Raw genomic sequence first — 18,867 nt, forward strand, 5'->3', positions numbered from 1 at the left:
GCTTTACACATCTGTTACCGATGTCAAGGCCCTCACATCGGCGGCGCCGACAGGTAGACCGACTTCAGCTCGGTGTACTGCGCCAGCCCCTCGGGCCCGAACTCCCGGCCGAGACCCGACGCCTTGAAGCCGCCGAACGGCGCGGCGAAGTCCATCGTGTAGGTGTTGATGCCGTAGGTGCCGGTGCGCACGCCGCGGGCGACCTCGAGGCCGGCCTCCTGGTCGGCGGTCCAGACGGTGCCGGCGAGTCCGTACTCCGAGTCGTTGGCGATCCGGACGGCGTCGGCCACGTCGTCGTACGCGATGACGGAGAGGACCGGCCCGAAGATCTCCTCCCGGGCGATCCGCATCTTGTTGTCCACGCCCGCGAAGACGGTGGGTCGGACGTACCAGCCGCGGTCGAGGCCCTCAGGCCGCCCCTCGCCGCCGGCGAGCAGCTGGGCGCCCTCCTCCTGCCCGATCCGGATGTACGACGCCACCCGCTCCTGCTGGCGCCGCGCGACCATCGGGCCGATCTCGGTGGCCGGGTCGAGCGGGTCGCCGACCTTCATCCCACCGATCGCCGCGGCCAGGGCCGCGGCGAAGGAGTCGTGCCGCTCGCGGCTGACCAGGACCCGGGTCTGGGCGACGCACGCCTGGCCGGAGTTCATCACGCCGAGGAACTTCAGGCCCTCGATCGCAGCGGCCTCGTCGGCGTCGTCGAGGATGATCGCGGCCGACTTGCCGCCGAGCTCGAGCGAGACCCGCTTGAGCTGCTCGCCACAGATCGCGCCGATCGTGCGGCCGGCGGCGGTGGATCCGGTGAAGGCGACCTTGTCGATGCCGGGGTGGCGCACCAGGTGCTCCCCCACGTCGCGGCCGCCGGCGACGATCGACACCACGCCCTCCGGCAAGCCGGCCTCGACCAGCAGCTCGGCGAGCAGGTAGCCGTCGAGCGGGGTCTCGGGCGCCGGCTTCACGACCACGGTGCAGCCGGTCAGCAGGGCCGGGATCACCTTGGACAGGATGGTGAACTGGGGGACGTTCCACGGCGGGATCGCCGCGACCACGCCGACCGGCTCGTGGCACACGACGACCTCCGCGCCCAGCGCGCCGGGCCGGGTCGCCTCCCAGGGGAACTCCCGCGCGATGGCGAGGAAGGCCTCGATCTGCATCCACGGCGCGGGCGCCTGGGCCAGCGAGCTGAAGGAGATCGGCGAGCCCATCTCGGTGGAGATGATGGTCGCCATCTCGTCCAGCTTGGCGGCGTACAGGCCGGACAGGGTCTGCACGATGTCGATCCGCTCGGCGGGGCTCATCCGCGGCCAGGGGCCCTCGTCGAACGCCCGCCGGGCCGCCGCGACCGCGGCGTCGATGTCGCCGGTGCTGCCTTCGGGGACCCGCGCGACCACCTCCTCGGAGTGCGGCGAGACCACCTCCAGCACGGCGTCGGTGGCGGGCGTGGCCCAGGTGCCGCCGATGAAGAGGGCGTCGCGGTCGAGGGTCATGTCGTGCTCCTAGTCGAGGTCGTTCAGGTCGGAACCGGTCAGGGGGCGAGGGTGAACCAGTCGGCGAAGCCGCTCGGATCATGTCGCCCCAATGCGCCGTGCTCGAACAGGCCCCAACCCTCGGAGCCCTCCGGTACGCCGGCCCCGGGGCCGTGGATCGTGGCCTGTCCGACGTGGTCGATCACGCCGAACATGACGCGGCCGGCGACGGCCGGGTCGTTCATGTCGTAGGTGAGCCGCTCCGTGAACGCCGGCCCCTTCCACATGCCGTGGGTCCAGTCGGAGTCACCGCCGTAGCCACCGCCGACGTGGATCGGCACCGGCAGCTTGGAGGCGACCTCCAGCACCAGCTCCTTGCCCTCGGGCGTCGCGCACACGATCGTCGCGCCGGTCGGCACCCGGGTGCCCGGGGCATACCGGATCGAGACCCGCGGCCAGCCGAGCTGCTCGACCCGGCCGTCGCGCCAGATCCGCGTGCAGTCGTTGAGCGTGCGGAAACCGTCGGGCGTCTCCTGGATGATGAGGACGACGCAGAACTCCTCGAAGCGCAGCGGCACGTAGAGCCACCACATCCCCTCGAAGGCCGGGTCGGCCGGCTTGCCCGCGGGCGCGGCCTCGCCGACGGGGCGGACGCCCCACGAGCGGTCCCGGCTGCCGAGCCAGCGGTCGGGGGTGACCGCGATGTCGGTGCCGTCGACGCTGAGCACGCCCTCCCAGGTGCCGAGCTGGGCGAAGCGCTGCGCGTCGAGCGTCGTACCGGTGCCCTGGCGCATCACGTGCGGCAGCTCCTGGACGACCGGGAACGAGCCCTCCCAGGTCAGGTCCATGGCGACGCCCTCGGTCTCCTCGAGCACCAGGCGCAGCTTGTGGAGCGGCTCGATCACCTCGACCCGATAGCCGCCGACCTGCTGGGCCATCCGGTCGGCACCGCGCGGGTCGGCGGCGTCGGAGAGGTGGACGGCGGTCTGCTCGTCGCCGCGGCGCAGCAGGACGAAGGCGTCCTTGGTGCCGAGGTTCGGGTAGAAGCCGAGGCCGGTGATGAGGAAGAGGTCGCCGGTGCGGTCGTGGGCGTTGAGATAGCAGCGGTCGTAGAAGTTGCGGTCGCTGCTGCCGGCCCAGGCGACGGGGCGCGGGAGCTGGTGGATCGGGTACTCGTCGAGGGGGCCGAGGCCGTGGTACTCGCCGTGCAGGCCGTGGTCGTGCTGCCCGTCGGGGGTGCTCATGCACCGACCTCCTCGAGGAGCCGCTCGAAGAGCGGGCGGTGATGGAAGACGGCCTCCGGGTCCTCGGGGCGCTCGATCTCCCCGAAGTGGATCTGCCGGGCGCTGGTGCGCAGGAACACGCAGCCCCAGTTGACCGCGGCGTGGACGAGGTACCAGGTGAGGTCGCCCGGCTCGACGCCGCTGAGCTCCCGGTACGTCGCCACGACGTCGTCCGCGGCGAGGAAGTCGGGCATCCCAGGGAGCCCCAGCATGGTCGCGATCTCCTGGAAGACCTGGTGGGCGAACACCAGCCAGGCGAGGTCCATCTCACGGGGCCCGAGCGTGGCCATCTCCCAGTCGAGGACGGCGACCGGCTCGAAGTCGCGGTACATCATGTTGCCGATCCGGGAGTCGCCCCAGACCAGGACGGGCTCGCCCTCGTCGGCCGGGAGGTTGGCCGCGAGCCAGGCCAGGCCGCGCTCGATCAGCGGGGAGCGCGGGCTCGCCTCGCTCGTGGTGATGGCGTACTCGTACCAGGCGCGCGTCTTCGCGAGATTGCGGGCCAGCGGGGTCGCGCCCTCGTGGCCGGTGACCGCCGGATCGAGGAAGCCGAACGTGGCGGCGGCGTCGGGGATGCCGTGCAGGCGGGCCAGGACGTCGACCGTGCTGCGCTGCAGCCGGTCCTGCTGCTCGGGCGAGGCGTCGAAGAGCCAGTTGTCGCCGAACGGGTAGGGCAGCACGTCGGGCGGCACCGCGCCGTCGAGTCGCTCCATCAGGAAGAACGGGGTGCCGAGCACGTCCCCGGTCGGCTCGTTGAGGCCCACGGGCGGGACCGGGACGCCGGCGAGCTCCCCTGCGAGACGCATCGCGTCGTACTGGTCGGTGAGGCGGTACTCCGCGAACACCGGGAGGTCACCGGCGGCCGGGGCGACCCGGGCGACGTACTCGTGGGTGACCCGGTCGCCGTCCTCGGCGTGGGCGACCCCGAGCAGCACCGTCTCGCTCGACATGCCGTTGGTCTGGATCCCGTCGTGGATCGTCACCTCGGGCTCGGCGCCCTCGGGGAGCACCTCGGAGAGCCACGCGGTGAGCCGGGCGCGCAGGTCGTCGGCGTCGCGGCTCGACCGCTGCAGGGTCATCTCGGCCATCTCTGCGGGCAACGACTCGGTCACGGGGCCTCCTGCCTGACACGTTACTAGAACGTGTTCTAGATCACGACTGCCGTTACGGTACCTTCGGTATCGAAAGAGGGGAAGAGGCCATGGGGACGAAAATCGCCGGCCCTCGGGCGACCGGCCGGCCGCGGGACCCGCGGATCGAGCGGGCCGCCCTCGACGCGGTCCGCGAGCTCCTGGCCGAGGGCGGCTACGCCGCGGTGACGGTCGCGGCGGTGGCCGGGCGCGCCGGGACCACGAAGGCGGCGCTCTACCGGCGCTGGCCCGCGCTCCCCCACCTGGTCCACGAGGCGGCGTTCCCCGGCGAGCTGGCGCTCGAGATGCACCTCGGCGCGGATCTCGCGACCGACCTGGCGGGCGTCGTCCGCGGCACCCGCGACGCGCTCTGCACGCCCGTCGCCGCGGCCGCCCTGCCCGCGCTCCTCGCCGAGGTGCAGACCTGGCCGGACCTGCACACCGCGATGATCCAGCGTTTCGCGGGCGTCTTCCGCGCCCTCGACGAGCGGATCCGGGTCGCCGTCGACGCCGGCGAGGCGCATCCCGACACCCGCGCGGACGACCTGCTCCAGCTGGTCCTCGGCGCGGTCATCACCGGCCTCCTGCTGACTCCGGGACAGCTCGACGACGCGTGGGCCGAGCGACTCACGGCCGCCCTGTTGCGCGGCCTGCGGCCCTGACCGCCCCCTGACCAGCCCTGATCAGAGCGGGTCGGCGCGGGTCGCGGGCGTGGGGTGGTCGGGTTCAGGCAGGGTCCGGGTCGACCACGATGACGTGGAGCCGGCGGGGGCCGTGGACGCCTTCGACGCGGTCGAGCTCGATGTCGCTGGTGGCGCTGGGGCCGCTGATCCAGGTGAGCGGGCGGTGGGGGTCGAGGCGGGCGATGGCGTCGGGTACGTCGGGCACGATCTGGTCGGCGTGCACGATGCAGACGTGGTGGTCGGGGACGAGGGCGATCGCTCTGCGGCCCTGGTCGGGGGTGTGGTCGAGCACGATGGTGCCGGTCTCGGCGATGCCGAGGCGGCAGCGGGTGACGACGGCGTCGAGCGCGTCGAGCTCGCTCGCGGCGAGGCCGGAGTCCGGGACCGGCGTGGGGATGCCGGCGAGGTGGTCGTCGGGCAGTCCCGGCGGGACGACGACCCGTGCACCGGCGGGCAGCGCCGCGGCGATGGCCGCGGTCAGGCCGTCGGGCGGGCAGCGTACGACGGTGGCGCGGTAGTCGGCGACCCGCTCGGCGAAGTGGGCGACGAGACCGTCGGGGTGGTCGGCGCCCGGCGGCCGAGCGCCCGGCGGCGCGACGATGGGCGCGGTCGCGCTCTCGGCGTCGCGGTCGACATCCAGCAGCGCGGTGCGGATCCGGCCGAGGATCTCGGCCCGGGCGCTCGTCTGGGCCCCGGTCCGGGCGCTCATGGGCGCTCCCCTCCGTCGGTGCGTCGCCACCAGGCGCGGAAGGTCTCGGTGGGTGGGGCGGGGAGGTCGCGGGCGTCGGTCCAGGCCGCGCCGGGGCCGGGGAGCCGGCCCAGCGACGTACGTCCGCGGCGGCGCAGCAGCCGCCCGGCCAGGGAGGAGAGCCACTCGGTCCGGTCGAGACGCTGGGCGTGACCGAAGGCCCAGGCGGCGCCGCGGAAGGCGAGGGCCTCGGGCTTGGGGAGCCGGTCGGCGCGGTGGGCGTCGACGACCTCGGCGCGGAGGTGGACCAGGACCTCGGGGATGTCGATGCGGACCGGACAGGCCTCGAAGCAGGCCCCGCACAGTGTCGAGGCGTACGGCAGCGAGTCGGTCTGGGGGTCGCCCGTGCCGCGCAGGAGGGGGTTGAGGATCGCGCCGATCGGGCCGGGATAGACCGATCCGTAGGCATGGCCGCCGGTGCGTTCGTAGACGGGGCACACGTTGAGACAGGCCGAGCAGCGGATGCAGCGCAGGGCCTGGCGCCCGGTCGGGTCGCCCAGGGCGCGGGTGCGGCCGTTGTCGAGGAGGACCACGTGGACCTCCTGCGGCCCGTCGTCCGGGACGACGCCGGTCCAGGTCGAGGTGTAGGGGTTCATCCGCTCCCCGGTCGAGGAGCGCGGCAGCAGCCGCAGCAACGGGTCGAGCTCGGCCCAGGTCGGCACGACCTTCTCGATCCCGACGATGCTGACCAGCACCTCCGGCAGGGTCAGGCACATCCGGCCGTTGCCCTCGGACTCGACGACGACCAGGGTCCCGGAATCGGCGACGGCGAAGTTCGCGCCGGAGACCGCCATCCGGGCGCGGAGGAACTTCTCGCGCAGGTGCTCGCGCGCGGCCCCGGCGAGCACCGCCGGCTCGTCGGTCAGGTCGTCCGGCGCGGGCCGGCCGACCTCGCCCATCCGGCGGGTGAAGATCTCCCGGATCTCCGCCCGGTTGCGGTGGATCGCGGGCACGAGGATGTGGCTGGGCAGGTCGCCGCCGAGCTGGACGATCAGCTCGGCGAGGTCGGTCTCCCACGCGGCGATGCCCGAGGCCTCGAGCGCCTCGTTGAGCCCGATCTCCTGGGTGACCATCGACTTGACCTTCACGACCTCGTCGATCTCGCGGGCCCGCGCCAGGTCGACGACGATCCGGTTGGCCTCCGCGGCGTCACGCGCCCAGTGCACGACGGCACCGCGGGCGGTCAGCGACTCCTCGAGCTGCACGAGGTGGGCGTCGAGCGAGCGCAGCGCGCGTTCCTTGACCGCCGCACCGGCGAGACGCAGCTCCTCCCAGTTCTCGACCTCCCCGACGACCGCGGCCCGCTTCGCGCGGATCACGCCGGTGGCGTGCGCCAGGTTGTGCCGCAGCTGGGTGTTGCCGAGGGCGGTCCGGGCCGCCGACGGGAACGCGGGCATGCCGACGAAGGTCGCGCTCATGCGGGCTGCTCCTCGGTCGAGGCGAGGATCTCCGCGAGGTGCAGCACGCGTACGCCGGAGCGCCCGCGCCCGAGCACGCCCCCGATGTGCATCAGGCACGAGTTGTCTCCCGCGACCAGTACCTCGGCACCGGTCTCCCGCACGTGCCGCGCCTTGTCGGACCCCATCGCCACCGAGGTGTCGGAGTTCTTCAGCGCGAAGGTACCGCCGAACCCGCAGCACTCCTCGGCCTTCGGCAGGTCCAGGAGCCGCAGTCCGCGGACCTGCTCGAGCAGCCGGCGTGGCCGGTCGCCGACGCCGAGCATCCGCAACGAGTGACACGTCGGGTGATAGGTCACCGAGTGCGGGAAGTACGCCCCCACATCACTCACCCCCAGCACATCGATCAGGAACTCGCTCAGCTCGTACGTCCTCGGCGAGGTCGCCGCGACCGCCGCCACCAGACCCGTATCGCCCGAGCGCTGCGCGACCAGCCGATGCTGATGCCGCGCCGACCCGGCACACGACCCCGACGGCGTCACCACCGCGTCATAGCCCTCGAACGCACGCACGAACGACCGTACCGCCGGCACCGCCTCGTCGAGATAGCCGGTGTTCACCATCGGCTGCCCGCAACACGTCTGCGCCGCCGGGAAGTCCACCTCGACGCCGAGCCGTCGCAGCAGTCGTACGACGGCCTGCCCGGTCCCCGGGAACATCGCGTCATTGACACACGTGACCATCAGCGCGACCCGCATAGCGCACACTCTCCCACCTGTTGCCCTGGTGAAACGATTCACGGTACCGCCGGAACGGCCCCACCGCGAGTCACGGTGGGGCCGCTCCTGAGTCACGCCGATCGGGTCGTCAGCGTCGCCTCACCTTCGTGGCGGCGCTGGTCACCGTGACGCTCTGGTGCCCGGCGAGGGAGACGGTGACCCGCACGCGGACCTTCTCGCCCTGCCACTTCCGCTTCAACCGCAGCGTGGCCTTCGTGCCCTTCTTGATCGCCTTGCCACCGACCAGCCACTGGTACGACGCCGTGGCACCCGCGGGCACCGCGAGGCTCGCCGCCAGCTTCTTGCCGACCCGCGCCTTGCCGGTGACGACCGGGACCCCCACGGCGAGGTCGGCGGCGGTCACCGGGCCGGTCGCCGCCGACTCCGCGACCCCGCTGTCACCCGCCTTGGTCGCCGTGACCCGCACCGAGAGCCGGGCGCCGAGCTCGGCCAGGCCGACGACATACGTCGCCCCGGTGGCGCCGGCGATCGGCATCCCGTCCCGCAGCCACTGCCGGGCGAAGGACAGCCCCTTGGTGTTCCACGAGCCGTCGGTCGCGGTCAAGGTCGAGCCGTACTGCGGGACGCCGGTCACCTGGGGCGCCACGACCGCGCCGATCTGGTCGACGTCGGCCAGCGTCACGGTGGTGCGGTGCACCGCCTCGGTGTTGCCCGCGAGATCGGTCGACAGGTACTCGACGACGTGGTCGCCGTAGCCCTCGACCTGGACCGGGCTGCCGTCCGCGCGCTGCCACGCGCCTCCGTCGATCCGGTAGCGGGTGCCCGCGACGCCGGAGAGGGCGTCCTCGGCGGAGAATTCCACCTGCGCGCGGTCGGAGCCCTCCACCCCGCTGCCCCGCTTCGCGGTGACCACGGTGACGGGCGGCGTCAGGTCGATGCCGACCGTCAGCTCCCCCGCCGCCGACCGGTTGCCCGCGGCGTCGCTCGCGCGGTAGGAGACGACGTGCTCGCCCTCCTCCGCGATCGCGACCGGACCGGCGTAGTCCTGCCAACCCGAGGAGCGACCGACCTGCACGACCGGCGCCGGGTCACGACCGTCCGCGGCCGTCACCTCGATGCTGACGGGCGAGGAGTACCAGCTCCCGGTGCCCGGCACGCCGCCGGTGACGCCGGCGGACACGTCGGGTGCCCGCATGTCGTCGGTCAGGGGCAGCACCCACATGTCGGCGATGGAGGGGTCGAAGTAGCCGGAGGCGTCGAGCGGGTACTCGTACTTGATCCGAGCCGTGCCGTCCGCCGGCAGCACCGCCGGGTCGTCGACGACGAAGTCGTAGACCTTGATGCCGGCACCGGCTGCGGATCGCGGGACCAGCTGGGTCCGCACCAGTACGTCGTCGACGTAGACGTTGTACTTCTTGGTGCGCGGGCCGTCATAGGTCTCGACGTTGCGGATCAGGAACGGCTCCCCGGCGGGGACGTCCACCTCGACGGAGTACCACGAGCCCGGATACGCCGAGTGCGCGTAGCGCCGGGTGTAGCCCGCCTCGCTGTTGGTACCACTGCTCGACGAGGCCTGCAGGCCGTGTGCCTGCTCGGAGGCGGAGGCGCCGAAGTCGACGTGGTCGACAGCCTCGACCGTGGGCGGGTGCGGGTGGTCGACGGTCACGCTCGCGGACTTCGACACGGTCACGCGACCGGCCTGCCGCACGTCGACCGTCAGGTCCACCGCACCGCCGACCAAGTCGAGCGGCACGGACAGCGGCACGGTCACGGCGACGGTCTCGCCCGCGGGCACCAGCGTCTCGGCCGAGGGGACCGCCCGCCAGCCCGCGGCGAGCCCCTGGACCGCCACGGTGACCCGAGTGTCGCGGTCGCCGTCGTTGGTGACCGGCACATCGAGGACGACCCGCTCGACCGGGTCCTCGTCGGCCGGCTCCGCGGTCACGTCCCCGATGCCGAGCCCGGAGTCGACGTGCACCCAGCCCGCGGTCACGTCGCCGACCTCGTACGCCTTGCCCCCGAGGGTGAAGGTGACGTCGAGTGCGGCGTCGTAGGCCCCCGCGGCCGCGTTCGCGGGCACTGCCAAGGCCACCGGGACCTGCCCGTTCTCGCCGGGAGCGAGGTCGGGCAGCGGGACCGTGACCGGCGTCCAGCCGGCCACACCGACGGTGGCCGCCACGTCGGTGACCGCGCCCCCGCCGTCGTTCGCGACGACGACGGTGCCCGTCGCCTCAGCGCCGGCCGACACCGGCGCGCCCACCGGCGGCAGGCTCACCGTGACGCCCTCGGCCGTCATCACGACCCGGGCCAGCGCCTGCTCGACGGCGGCCAGTCGGCTGTCGACGGCGCCCCGGACGGGGGCGTCCACCGCGCTGTCGCCGAGCCAGGCACGCAGCCCGCGGATCACGTCGAGCGCGGCCACCAGGTGCTCCGTGACGGCGTCGCCCTCGGCGGTGCGGGCGGCGAGCACGTCGTCGCGGGCCTCGTCGAGCCCGTCGGTCAGATGCGTCCCGGCGTCCGTGGCCAGGTCCCCGCCGGCGACCGTGTCGGCCACGTGGTCGCGCGTAGCCGCGATCAGGTCGAGGATCGCGCCGAGAGGCGCGTCGGACGCGGTCACCAGGAAGTCGTAGCTGCCGGAGCCGACGGTCACGACCACCTCGCCGTCGGCGCTGGTCACGTCCTGGACTCCCTCGACGTCGGCGAGGAGCTCGCCGCCCTCGGTCACCGCCCACACGTTGGCCGCGGGGAGCACGACTTCCGCGGTGGTGTTGACGGGCACGTCGACCGCGAGCCTCAGGTCGTCGCCCTGCCGCTCCCAGTCGGTCGCGATCGTGCCGTAGACCGAGTCCAGCTCACCGCGGGCGTCGGTCAGCGCGCCGTCGACGGCGGGCGCCACCCGGAACCGGCGGTAGCCGGGCTCCAGCGCACTGATGCCGCCGATGTGCTGGTACATCCAGTCGCCGACCGCTCCGTAGGCGTAGTGGTTGAAGGAGTTCATCCCGACGTCGCCGAAGGAGCCGTCCGGCTTGATCGAGTCCCACCGCTCCCACATCGTGGTGGCGCCCATCGCGACCTCGTAGCCCCACGACGGGTAGTCCTCGTGCAGGAGCAGCTCGTAGGCGAGGTCGTCGCGGTCGATCGAGGTGAGTGCGGGCAGCAGCCAGGGCGTGCCGAGGAAGCCGGTCGTGAGGTGGTTGTCGCTCGCGGCGAGCTTGGCCACGAACTTCGCGGCGACCTTGTCACGCATCTCCTCGGGCACCAGGTCCATGCCCAGCGCCATCGCGTAGGCGGTCTGGCTGTTGCCGGTGACGGTGCCGTCGGCGGCGACGTACTCCTCGGCGAAGGCGGCCCGGACGTCGGCCGAGCGCTGCGCGAAGGCGGTGGCGTCGGCGTCCTCCCCGATCGCGGCGGCCATCTCCGCCAGCATCCGGGCGTCCTCGGCGTAGTACGCCGTGCCGAGCACGCCGACCGGGGTGTCGTCGTTGAGGTTGAGCCAGTCGTTCCAGTTGCCGCGCGCCGTGTCGATCAGGTCGGGTCCCGCTCCGGCGACGACGAAATCGAAGTACGTCGTCATGAGGTCGTAGTACTGGCGCACGATCGCGGTGTCGCCGAGCGCCCGGAAGACGGCGTACGGCACGGTGATGCCGGCGTCGGACCAGCCCAGGCCGGCACCGAGGTCGATGCCCGGCGGCACCGGGGCGATGCCGGGCAGGTTGCCGTTGGCGTAGGCCGCGTCGCTCAGGTCGCGCATCCACTTCCCCAGGAAGGACCGGGTGTCGCGCAGGTAGCTCGCGGTGGGGGCGAAGACATTGATGTCACCGGTCCAGCCGAGTCGCTCGTCGCGCGCCGGGGTATCCGTGGGGATAGAGAGGAAGTTGCCGCGCTGGCCCCACGAGATGTTGCTCTGCAGCTGGTTGAGCATCGCGCTCGAGGTCTCGAGGTCGCCGATCGCGGGCAGGTCCGAGCCCCACACCACCCCGGTGACGTCGCCCGCGGCGGGCGGCGTGCTGGCGCCGGTGATCTCGACGTACCGGAAGCCGTGCTGGGTCAGGGTCGGCTCGTAGGTGACCGTGCCGGCGGCGCCGAAGGTGTAGTAGTCGGTCACCTTCGCCGCCCGGAGGTTGGCGGTGTAGAGGGTGCCGTCGGGATTGAGCATCTCGCCGTAGCGCACGCGCACCGTGCTGCCGGCCTGGCCGGTCAGCACCATCCGGGCGACACCGACCATGTTCTGACCGAGGTCGTAGACGAAGGCGCCCGGCGTGGGCTCGGTGCGCTCGACGACGTCGATCTCCTCGGTCGTGCGGACCGGCTCGTCCGGTTGCGGTACGACGAGCTCGGTCGCGGACTCCCGCACCACGGCCGGCGTCCACCCGCCGTCGTCGTAGCCGGGCTGGTCCCAGCCGGCCTGGGCCAGCCGGGCGTCGAAGGTCTCGCCGTCGATGTTGTCGGCGGCGACGTAGGGGCCCGCGTGGGTGGTCCAGTCGTCGCCGGTGTCGACCCACTGTGTGGTGCCGTCGGTGTAGTCGATGCGCAGCCGGGCCAGCAGCGAGAGCCGGTTGCCGTAGACGCCCGGTCCCCACATGCCGACCTTGCCGCCCCACCAGCCGTTGCCCATGGTCGCGCCGAGGCCGTTGTCGCCCGCACGGACCTGGTCGGTGACGTCGTAGGTCTGGTGCTGGAAGCGGGTGTTGTAGTCGGTCCAGCCCGGCGCGAGGTGCTGGTCGCCGACAGGCTCACCGTTGAGGGTCAGCTCGTAGATGCCGCGGGCGGTGGCGTAGATCCGCGCCCGCTCGACGCTCTTGCCGCTCTCCGTGACGAAGTCCGTGCGCAGCAGCGGGAGGTTGTCGTCGGGCGAGTGCCACAGGAACTCCTGGTTGCCCTTCACCTCCAGGCCGCCGGAGACCAGGGTCCCGCCGCGGAACGGGTTGCCGTCGGAGAAGTCGGTGTCGAGCAGCACGTCGCCGTTCTCGGCCTCGACGCGCACGGCGTGGACGGTGAAGGCCTCGGTGCCCTCGGTGGCCACCGACGTGCGGAAGCCGACGTATCCCTTGCCGAAGTTCGTCCGGGTCCGGGTGTCGATCTGCTCGCCGTCGATCGAGGTGGTGATCGTGTCGCCGTCGACCGTCACGCTCATCCGGTGCTGCCCGGTCCGCAGCTCGTCGGCCGTGATGACCGAGCTGATGTCCACGTCACCGAGCGCGGCGTAGTTGCCGTTGACCTTGGTGTGCGGGCGGAACAGGGCCTGGTCGCCCACCGCCTTGACCTGCCACATGTACCCGTTGCTGGTGTTGGCGCTGCGGATCATCGCGGCGAAGACCAGGTTGTCGAGGGTGAAGTCGAAGTCGGCGGTGTAGTCGGTCCACCTGTTGACCTCGGTGTCGGCGGGTGCGCCGACCCACTCGGCGCCGCCCCAGTCGCTGGCGTCCAGCAGCCCGGTCTCGAACCACGTCGGATCGCTCCACGCGCTCGCCACGCCCGCGCCGTCCCAGACCCGGACGCGCCAGGAGTAGCGGGTCTGGGAGGCGAGCGCCGGGCCGGCGTAGGCGACGTTCAGCTGCTCGGACGACTCGACCCGGCCCGAGGACCAGAGGGCCGCTCCCCCGTCGGCCTCCGCGACCTCCAGCTCGTAGGCACTCTGCACGACGCCTCGGGCCCCGGCGGTCGACCTCCAGCCGAAGGCGACGTCGTCGGCGCCGATGCCGAGCGGCGTGGTGCGCGCGTTGGTCTGCAGACCGGTGACGGCGAGTGCCTCGCCGGGAGCGGCCTCCACGGCCGCCGCCGGTGCGGCGCCGCCGGCGAGCGGTCCTCCCGTCAGCATGCCGAGAGCCAGCGTGGCGGCCGCGACCGTGGAGGTCAGGAACCGGCGGCGTGGGGTCATGTCGTGCCTCCTGATTGAAACGTTGCAACAGCAACCTAGGAGGTATGTGACGACGACCACAAGGAGGTTGTCCGGATCCGGCCGCGCCCGGATCCGGAGGGTCTCCCCCGAGCCGGCCCGGTCAGATGAGGCCGGTGCGGACGGCGTGGACGACCACCTCGATGGAGGAGTCGACGCCGAGCTCGTCCGCGACCGTGCGCAGCCGCCGGCGCACGGTCCGGTCCGACACGCCGATCCGGCGGCCGATCGCGTCGATGGTCAGCCCCCGGGCGAGCAGGCTCAGGATCTCGAGGTCGAGGCGGGTGGGCGCCCACTCCTCCTCGTGGCGATCCGTCGGCCGCTCGTGGACCACCGTCATCCGACACGCCGCTCGGCCGCGGCCCAGTCGGCCCCACCCCGCGGCTCGAACCTGCGGACGTCGTACGAGCGTGCGACGAGATCGCGCATCGCGGGCAGGTCGGGCAGGTCGGCACCGAGGGCGCGACCCTGGACGAGGACGTTGCCGAGCGCGGCCGCCTCGACCGGACCGGCGAGCACCGGCAGGCCGCAGGCGTCGGCGGTGAGCTGGCAGAGAACCTCGTTCTGCGAGCCGCCGCCGACGATGTGGACGACGTCGGGCGAGGTCCCGGCGAGGGTGGCGGCCGTGCGGACGTGGCGGCGGTAGGCGACGGCGAGGCTGTCGACGATGCAGCGGGTGATGGCGACCGGCGAGCGCGGGATCGTCTCGCCGGCTTCCGCGGCCAGCACGGCGATCCGCTCGGGCATCGGGTCCGCCGCCGTGCTCGGGGCGAGCAGCCGGGGATCGTTGATGTCGACCACTGTGCGCAGCGGCTCGAAGTCCGCGGCGGCCGCGACCAGCGAGCGCAGCTCGACGTCCTTGTAGCGCCGCTCGGCCCACGAGCGCAGCGACTCCGAGAGGACCCACAGCCCCATCACGTTCTTGAGGAAGCGGACCGTGCCGTCGATGCCGAGCTCATTGGTGAAGTCCGCCGACCGAGCGGCCTCGGTGAGCACCGGGGCGTCCAGCTCCAGGCCGACCAGGGACCAGGTGCCGGAGGAGATGTAGGCGAAGTCGCCGCCGCTCGCGGGCACGCCGACCACGGCGGAGGCGGTGTCGTGCGAGCCCACCGCCACGACCGGTACGTCGGCACCGAGGCCGACCTCGCGGGCGACCTCGGGCAGCAGGGGGCCGAGCAGGGAGCCCGGGTCGCGCAGGGGCGGCAGGATCCCCCACGGGAGGCTCAGGTCGCGGCACAGGTCGACCGCCCATGCACCCGCACGGACGTCGTACAGCTGGGTGGTCGAGGCGTTGGTGCGCTCCGCACCGATGACGCCGGTGAGCCAGTAGCCGAGCAGGTCCGGCAGCAGCAGCATGGTCTCGGCGGACTCCAGCGCGGCGGTGCCGCGGGCGGCGACCAGCTGGTAGAGCGTGTTGAACGGCAGCTGCTGGATGCCGGTGGTGGCGTAGAGCGCGGATGCGCCGATCTCGGCGACCACCTTCTCGGCGACGCCGTCCGTGCGGGCGTCGCGATGGCTGAAGACCGAGCCGAGGAGCTGCCCGTCACGGTCGAGCAGTCCGTAGTCGATCGCCCAGGAGTCGATGCCGATGCCGTGCAGCGGCCCGGTCCGGGCCACCTCCCGGATCCCGGCCAGGGTCTCGCGGTGGATGCCGAGGACGTCCCAGAACAGCGCGCCCCGGGCCCGCACCGCCCCGTTGGGGAAGCGGTGCATCTCGTTGATCTCGACGCGCTCGGCCGTGATCCGGCCGGACATCACCCGACCCGACGTGGCACCGAGGTCGACCGCGGCGACCCGGACCGCCCCGCTCATCGCGCCGGCCTCATCGCGGGCTCATCGGAGGAAGGCGGCCGCGACCCCGGCATCGACCGGGATGTGCAGGCCGGTGGTGTGGGTCAGCTCGGGCCCGCAGAGCACGAAGACCGCGTTGGCGATGTGGTCGGGCAGCACCTCGCGCTTGAGGATCGTGCGCTGAGCGTAGAACCTGCCCAGGTCCTTCTCCTCGACGCCGTAGACCGCGGCCCGGTTGGCGCCCCAGCCGCTGGCGAAGATCCCGGAGCCCTGCACGACGCCGTCGGGGTTCACGCCGTTGACCTTGATCCCGTGCTCGCCGAGCTCGGCGGCCAGCAGGCGGACCTGGTGGGCCTGGTCGGCCTTCGCGGCGCCGTACGCGACGTTGTTGGGTCCGGCGAACACGGCGTTCTTGCTGGAGATGTAGACGATGTCGCCCCCCATCCGCTGGGCGATCATCACCTTCGCGGTGGTCTTGGCGACCAGGAACGAGCCCTTCGCCATCACGTCGTGCTGGAGGTCCCAGTCCTTCTCGGTGGTCTCCAGCAGCGACCGCGACAGCGACAGGCCGGCGTTGTTGACGACGAGGTCGACGCCGCCGAAGGCGAGCACCGCGGCGTCGACGGCGGCCTGGACCGCGGCCCCGTCGCTGACGTCGACCTGGACGCCGACGGCGACGTCAACACCGCCCAGCTCGGCGGCCGCGGCCTGCGCCTTCTCCAGGCTGAGGTCGGCGATGACGACACAGGCACCCTCGGCAGCCAGCTTCGCCGCCGTCGCTCTGCCGATGCCCGAGGCGGCCCCGGTGACGAACGCGACCCGGGCGGCGAGCGGCTTGGGCTTCGCCATCCGCTGGAGCTTGGCCTCCTCCAGGGCCCAGTACTCGATGCGGAATTTCTCCGCCTCGTCGATCGGCGCGTACGTCGAGAGCCCCTCCGCGCCCCGCATCACGTTGATCGCGTTGACGTAGAACTCACCCGCGACCCGGGCGGTCTGCTTGTCCTTGCCGAAGCTGAACATGCCGACCCCGGGCACCAGCACGATGAGCGGGTCCTTGCCGCGGATCGCCGGCGAGTCCGGCGTCGCGTGGCGGTCGTAGTAGCCCTGGTAGTCCTCGCGGTACGCCGCCGCGAGCTCGTGCAGGCGGGCGATGCTGTCCTCGACACTCGCGCTCGGCGGGAGGTCGAGCACGAGCGGCTTCACCTTGGTCCGCAGGAAGTGGTCGGGGCAGGACGTGCCGAGGGCGGCCAGGCGCGGGTGCTCGCTGCTCGCGAGGAACTCGAGCACCACGTCGGTGTCGGTGAAGTGGCCGACCATCCCCCTCCCGGCCAGCACAGCGTCCGCGCTGGCGATGCCGCGGATCGTCGGGGCCAGCGCGGCGGCGCGGGCCCTGCGCTCGGCGTCCGGCAGGGCGGCGTACCCGTCGAGCCGGGGGCCGAACGGCTCCGCCTTGCTGTACTCGGCGATGTACGCCGCCGCCGTGTCGATGATCCACAGCGAGTTGGTCTCGGCCTCCTCGCTGGTGTCGCCCCACGCGGTGATGCCGTGACCGCCCAGGATGCAGCCGACCGCCTGCGGGTTCTTCTCCTTGATCTCCGCGATGTCGAGGCCGAGCTGGAAGCCCGGACGGCGCCACGGGACCCAGACCACCCTGTCGCCGAAGATCGACGCGGTCAGCGCGGGCCCGTCCGCGGCGGTCGCGATCGCGATGCCGGAGTCGGGATGCAGGTGATCGACGTGCGCAGCATCGACGAGGCCGTGCATCGCGGTGTCGATCGAGGGAGCCGCGCCGCCCTTGCCGTGCAGGCAGTAGTCGAAGGCCGCGACCATCTCGTCCTCGCGCTCGATGCCCGGATAGACATCGACCAGGCTGCGCATCCGGTCCATCCGGAGCACGGCGAGGCCCGACTCGGTCAGGGTGCCGAGGTCGCCGCCGGAGCCCTTCACCCAGAGCAGCTCGACCGGCTCGCCGGTGACCGGGTCGGTCCCGGCACCCTTGGCCGAGGTGTTGCCGCCCGCGTAGTTGGTGTTCTTCGGGTCGGCGCCGAGGCGGTTGGAACGCGCGATCAGCGCGGCCGCTGCGGGGTTGGTCATGGTGCCCTTCGTTCGGGTGAGTTCGGGTGAGCGGGTCAGGTCCAGGACAGCTGGGTGCCGCCGACGCGGTCGGCCTCGATCGCGGCCTGGTAGCCGGACTCGGCGTACGCCCGCATCGGGTCGCCCGGCAGACCGCGCTCCTCGCGCCAGGCGGCGAGGTCGGCGCGCACGTCGGTGTAGAACGCGTCCATCAGCACGCCGTGCGCGTCGAGCACGTCGCCGGCGGCCTGCGCGGCGGCCAGGGCGTCCCGGTCGACGAGCAGCGCACGGGCGGTCATCTCCTGCACGTTGAGGACCGACCGGATCTGGCCGGGAATCTTGTCCTCGACGTTGTGGCACTGATCGAGCATGAAGGCGACGTCGCTGTGACCGTCGGGGTTGGCCGGGCCGTAGCCGCCGCCGCGGACCACCTCGAAGAGGATCCGGAACAGCTGGAACGGGTCCGCCGCCCCGACGATCAGGTCGTCGTCGGCGTAGAAGCGGGAGTTGAAGTCGAAGGAGCCGAGCTTCCCGAGCCGCAGCAGCTGCATCACGATGAACTCGATGTTGGTGCCCGGCGCGTGATGACCGGTGTCCAGGCAGACGACGGCACGCTCGCCGAGCGCGGTCACCTGGGCGTACGACGTACCCCAGTCCGGGACGTCGGTGTGGTAGAACGCCGGCTCGAAGAGCTTGTACTCGAGCACCAGCCGCTGGTCGTCGCCGAGGCGGTCGTAGATCGCGGCCAGCGACTCCGCCAGCCGGTCCTGACGGGCGCGGAGGTCGGCCTGGCCCGGATAGTTGCTGCCGTCGGCGAGCCAGATCTTCAGGTCGCGCGATCCGGTCGCGTCCATCACGTCGATGCACTCGAGGTGGTGGTCGATCGCCTTCTGACGGATCTTCGGGTCGACGTGCACGAGCGAGCCGAGCTTGTAGTCGTCGTCCTGGAAGGTGTTGGAGTTGATCGTGCCGAGGCTCACGCCCTGCTCCTCGGCGTAGGCCGCGAGCGCGGCGTAGTCGTCGACGCGGTCCCACGGGATGTGCAGCGCGACCTTCGGCGCCAGCCCGGTGAGCCGGTGCACGGTCGCCGCGTCCGCGATCTTCTCCTCGACGCTGCGCGGGGTCCCCGCGCTGCCGAAGACCTTGAAGCGGGTGCCGGAGTTGCCGAACGCCCAGGAGGGAAGCTCGATGGCCTGGCCCTCGAGCTGGGCGGCGATGGCGGCGAAGCCACCTTGAGTGGTCATGATCGGTTGCCTTCGGTGAGATCGGGTCGGCGGGTGTGCTGGGCGAGCTGCTCGTCGAGGTTGAAGACCTCGCGCAGCAGCACGAAGCCCTCGTCCGGAGCGCCCTCGAGTTGGGTGAAGTACGGCGCCATCTCGGCCTGCCAGCGGGCGTTGACGTCCGTGGCGGCCATGGCGGCCTGGGCTGCGGTCAGGTCGTCGGCCTCGACGTACCCGATCAGCAGCCCGTCGTCCCGCAGGAACAGGGAGTAGTCGCGCCAGCCGGCCGCGGCGAGTGCGGCGAGCATGTCCGGCCAGACGGCACGGTGGCGCTCGGCGTACTCCTCCGTCCGGTCAGGACGGACCTGGAGGCTGAAGCAGTAGCGGGGCATGGTTGTTCCCTCCTCCCTGTTCCTGCGGATCGAGCTGGTGAGCGGTCG

At 72.3% G+C, this 18,867-nt stretch carries 13 protein-coding genes; 1 reads left to right on the top strand and 12 read right to left on the bottom strand.

The genetic code is table 11. The annotated features are described in order from the left end of the window. Nucleotides 1-32 precede the first annotated feature (32 nt). The 3 genes from RB608_RS03330 to RB608_RS03340 are packed head-to-tail and all read right to left on the bottom strand — an operon-like array spanning nt 33 to nt 3,861. Nucleotides 33-1,487, bottom strand: a complete 1,455-nt coding sequence (locus tag RB608_RS03330; RefSeq protein WP_308086383.1) for an aldehyde dehydrogenase — start codon at nt 1,485-1,487, stop codon at nt 33-35. Between the two features lie 38 nt (nt 1,488-1,525). Then, nucleotides 1,526-2,710, bottom strand: coding sequence for a hypothetical protein (locus RB608_RS03335; protein WP_308086384.1), 1,185 nt, complete (start codon nt 2,708-2,710; stop codon nt 1,526-1,528). Next, nucleotides 2,707-3,861, bottom strand: a complete 1,155-nt coding sequence (locus RB608_RS03340; RefSeq protein ID WP_308086385.1) for a phosphotransferase family protein — start codon at nt 3,859-3,861, stop codon at nt 2,707-2,709. Before RB608_RS03340 ends, RB608_RS03335 begins: the two co-directional genes overlap by 4 nt. An 89-nt stretch (nt 3,862-3,950) precedes the next feature. Here RB608_RS03340 and RB608_RS03345 point away from each other — a divergent pair, with 89 nt between their 5' ends. Beyond that, nucleotides 3,951-4,541, top strand: coding sequence for a TetR-like C-terminal domain-containing protein (locus RB608_RS03345; RefSeq protein ID WP_308086386.1), 591 nt, complete (start codon nt 3,951-3,953; stop codon nt 4,539-4,541). A 64-nt stretch (nt 4,542-4,605) separates the two neighbouring features. Here RB608_RS03345 and RB608_RS03350 read toward each other — a convergent pair whose 3' ends face one another. From RB608_RS03350 to RB608_RS03390, 9 genes are all read right to left on the bottom strand, one after another. Beyond that, complete coding sequence (locus RB608_RS03350) at nt 4,606-5,271, bottom strand: LUD domain-containing protein (RefSeq protein ID WP_308086387.1); 666 nt, start codon at nt 5,269-5,271, stop codon at nt 4,606-4,608. Then, the gene (locus RB608_RS03355; RefSeq protein ID WP_308086388.1) at nt 5,268-6,728 is read right to left on the bottom strand and encodes a lactate utilization protein B; all 1,461 of its coding nucleotides are present in this window, start codon (nt 6,726-6,728) and stop codon (nt 5,268-5,270) included. Before RB608_RS03355 ends, RB608_RS03350 begins: the two co-directional genes overlap by 4 nt. Then, entirely contained in the window at nt 6,725-7,465 is a 741-nt protein-coding gene (locus RB608_RS03360; RefSeq protein WP_308086389.1) for a (Fe-S)-binding protein, read from the bottom strand. The genes RB608_RS03355 and RB608_RS03360 overlap by 4 nt, the downstream gene beginning before the upstream one ends. A 109-nt stretch (nt 7,466-7,574) precedes the next feature. Further along, nucleotides 7,575-13,325 (bottom strand): family 78 glycoside hydrolase catalytic domain, encoded by a 5,751-nt coding sequence (locus tag RB608_RS03365; protein ID WP_308086390.1) that lies wholly within the window; start codon nt 13,323-13,325, stop codon nt 7,575-7,577. A gap of 121 nt (nt 13,326-13,446) precedes the next feature. Further along, the gene (locus tag RB608_RS03370) at nt 13,447-13,683 is read right to left on the bottom strand and encodes a helix-turn-helix domain-containing protein (protein WP_308086391.1); all 237 of its coding nucleotides are present in this window, start codon (nt 13,681-13,683) and stop codon (nt 13,447-13,449) included. Continuing rightward, entirely contained in the window at nt 13,680-15,155 is a 1,476-nt protein-coding gene (locus RB608_RS03375) for a rhamnulokinase family protein (protein ID WP_308086392.1), read from the bottom strand. Before RB608_RS03375 ends, RB608_RS03370 begins: the two co-directional genes overlap by 4 nt. A gap of 21 nt (nt 15,156-15,176) precedes the next feature. Next, the gene (locus RB608_RS03380; protein ID WP_308086393.1) at nt 15,177-17,228 is read right to left on the bottom strand and encodes a bifunctional aldolase/short-chain dehydrogenase; all 2,052 of its coding nucleotides are present in this window, start codon (nt 17,226-17,228) and stop codon (nt 15,177-15,179) included. Nucleotides 17,229-17,263: 35 nt separating this feature from the next. After that, nucleotides 17,264-18,451, bottom strand: a complete 1,188-nt coding sequence (gene rhaI, locus RB608_RS03385; protein ID WP_308086394.1) for an L-rhamnose isomerase — start codon at nt 18,449-18,451, stop codon at nt 17,264-17,266. Next, a complete protein-coding gene (locus RB608_RS03390) occupies nt 18,448-18,819 on the bottom strand; it encodes an L-rhamnose mutarotase (RefSeq protein WP_308086395.1) in 372 nt (123 codons plus the stop codon). The genes rhaI and RB608_RS03390 overlap by 4 nt, the downstream gene beginning before the upstream one ends. Nucleotides 18,820-18,867 lie beyond the last annotated feature (48 nt).

This window comes from Nocardioides sp. LHD-245, assembly GCF_030929495.1.
Taxonomy (GTDB): Bacteria; Actinomycetota; Actinomycetes; order Propionibacteriales; family Nocardioidaceae; genus Nocardioides.

Coding starts and splice junctions, on each gene's coding strand:
- RB608_RS03330 (WP_308086383.1), bottom strand. CDS start 1,487: ATGACCCTCGACCGCGACGCCCTCTTCATCGGCGGCACCTGGGCCACG.
- RB608_RS03335 (WP_308086384.1), bottom strand. CDS start 2,710: ATGAGCACCCCCGACGGGCAGCACGACCACGGCCTGCACGGCGAGTAC.
- RB608_RS03345 (WP_308086386.1), top strand. CDS start 3,951: ATGGGGACGAAAATCGCCGGCCCTCGGGCGACCGGCCGGCCGCGGGAC.
- RB608_RS03350 (WP_308086387.1), bottom strand. CDS start 5,271: ATGAGCGCCCGGACCGGGGCCCAGACGAGCGCCCGGGCCGAGATCCTC.
- RB608_RS03355 (WP_308086388.1), bottom strand. CDS start 6,728: ATGAGCGCGACCTTCGTCGGCATGCCCGCGTTCCCGTCGGCGGCCCGG.
- RB608_RS03360 (WP_308086389.1), bottom strand. CDS start 7,465: ATGCGGGTCGCGCTGATGGTCACGTGTGTCAATGACGCGATGTTCCCG.
- RB608_RS03365 (WP_308086390.1), bottom strand. CDS start 13,325: ATGACCCCACGCCGCCGGTTCCTGACCTCCACGGTCGCGGCCGCCACG.
- RB608_RS03370 (WP_308086391.1), bottom strand. CDS start 13,683: ATGACGGTGGTCCACGAGCGGCCGACGGATCGCCACGAGGAGGAGTGG.
- RB608_RS03375 (WP_308086392.1), bottom strand. CDS start 15,155: ATGAGCGGGGCGGTCCGGGTCGCCGCGGTCGACCTCGGTGCCACGTCG.
- RB608_RS03380 (WP_308086393.1), bottom strand. CDS start 17,228: ATGACCAACCCCGCAGCGGCCGCGCTGATCGCGCGTTCCAACCGCCTC.
- rhaI (WP_308086394.1), bottom strand. CDS start 18,451: ATGACCACTCAAGGTGGCTTCGCCGCCATCGCCGCCCAGCTCGAGGGC.
- RB608_RS03390 (WP_308086395.1), bottom strand. CDS start 18,819: ATGCCCCGCTACTGCTTCAGCCTCCAGGTCCGTCCTGACCGGACGGAG.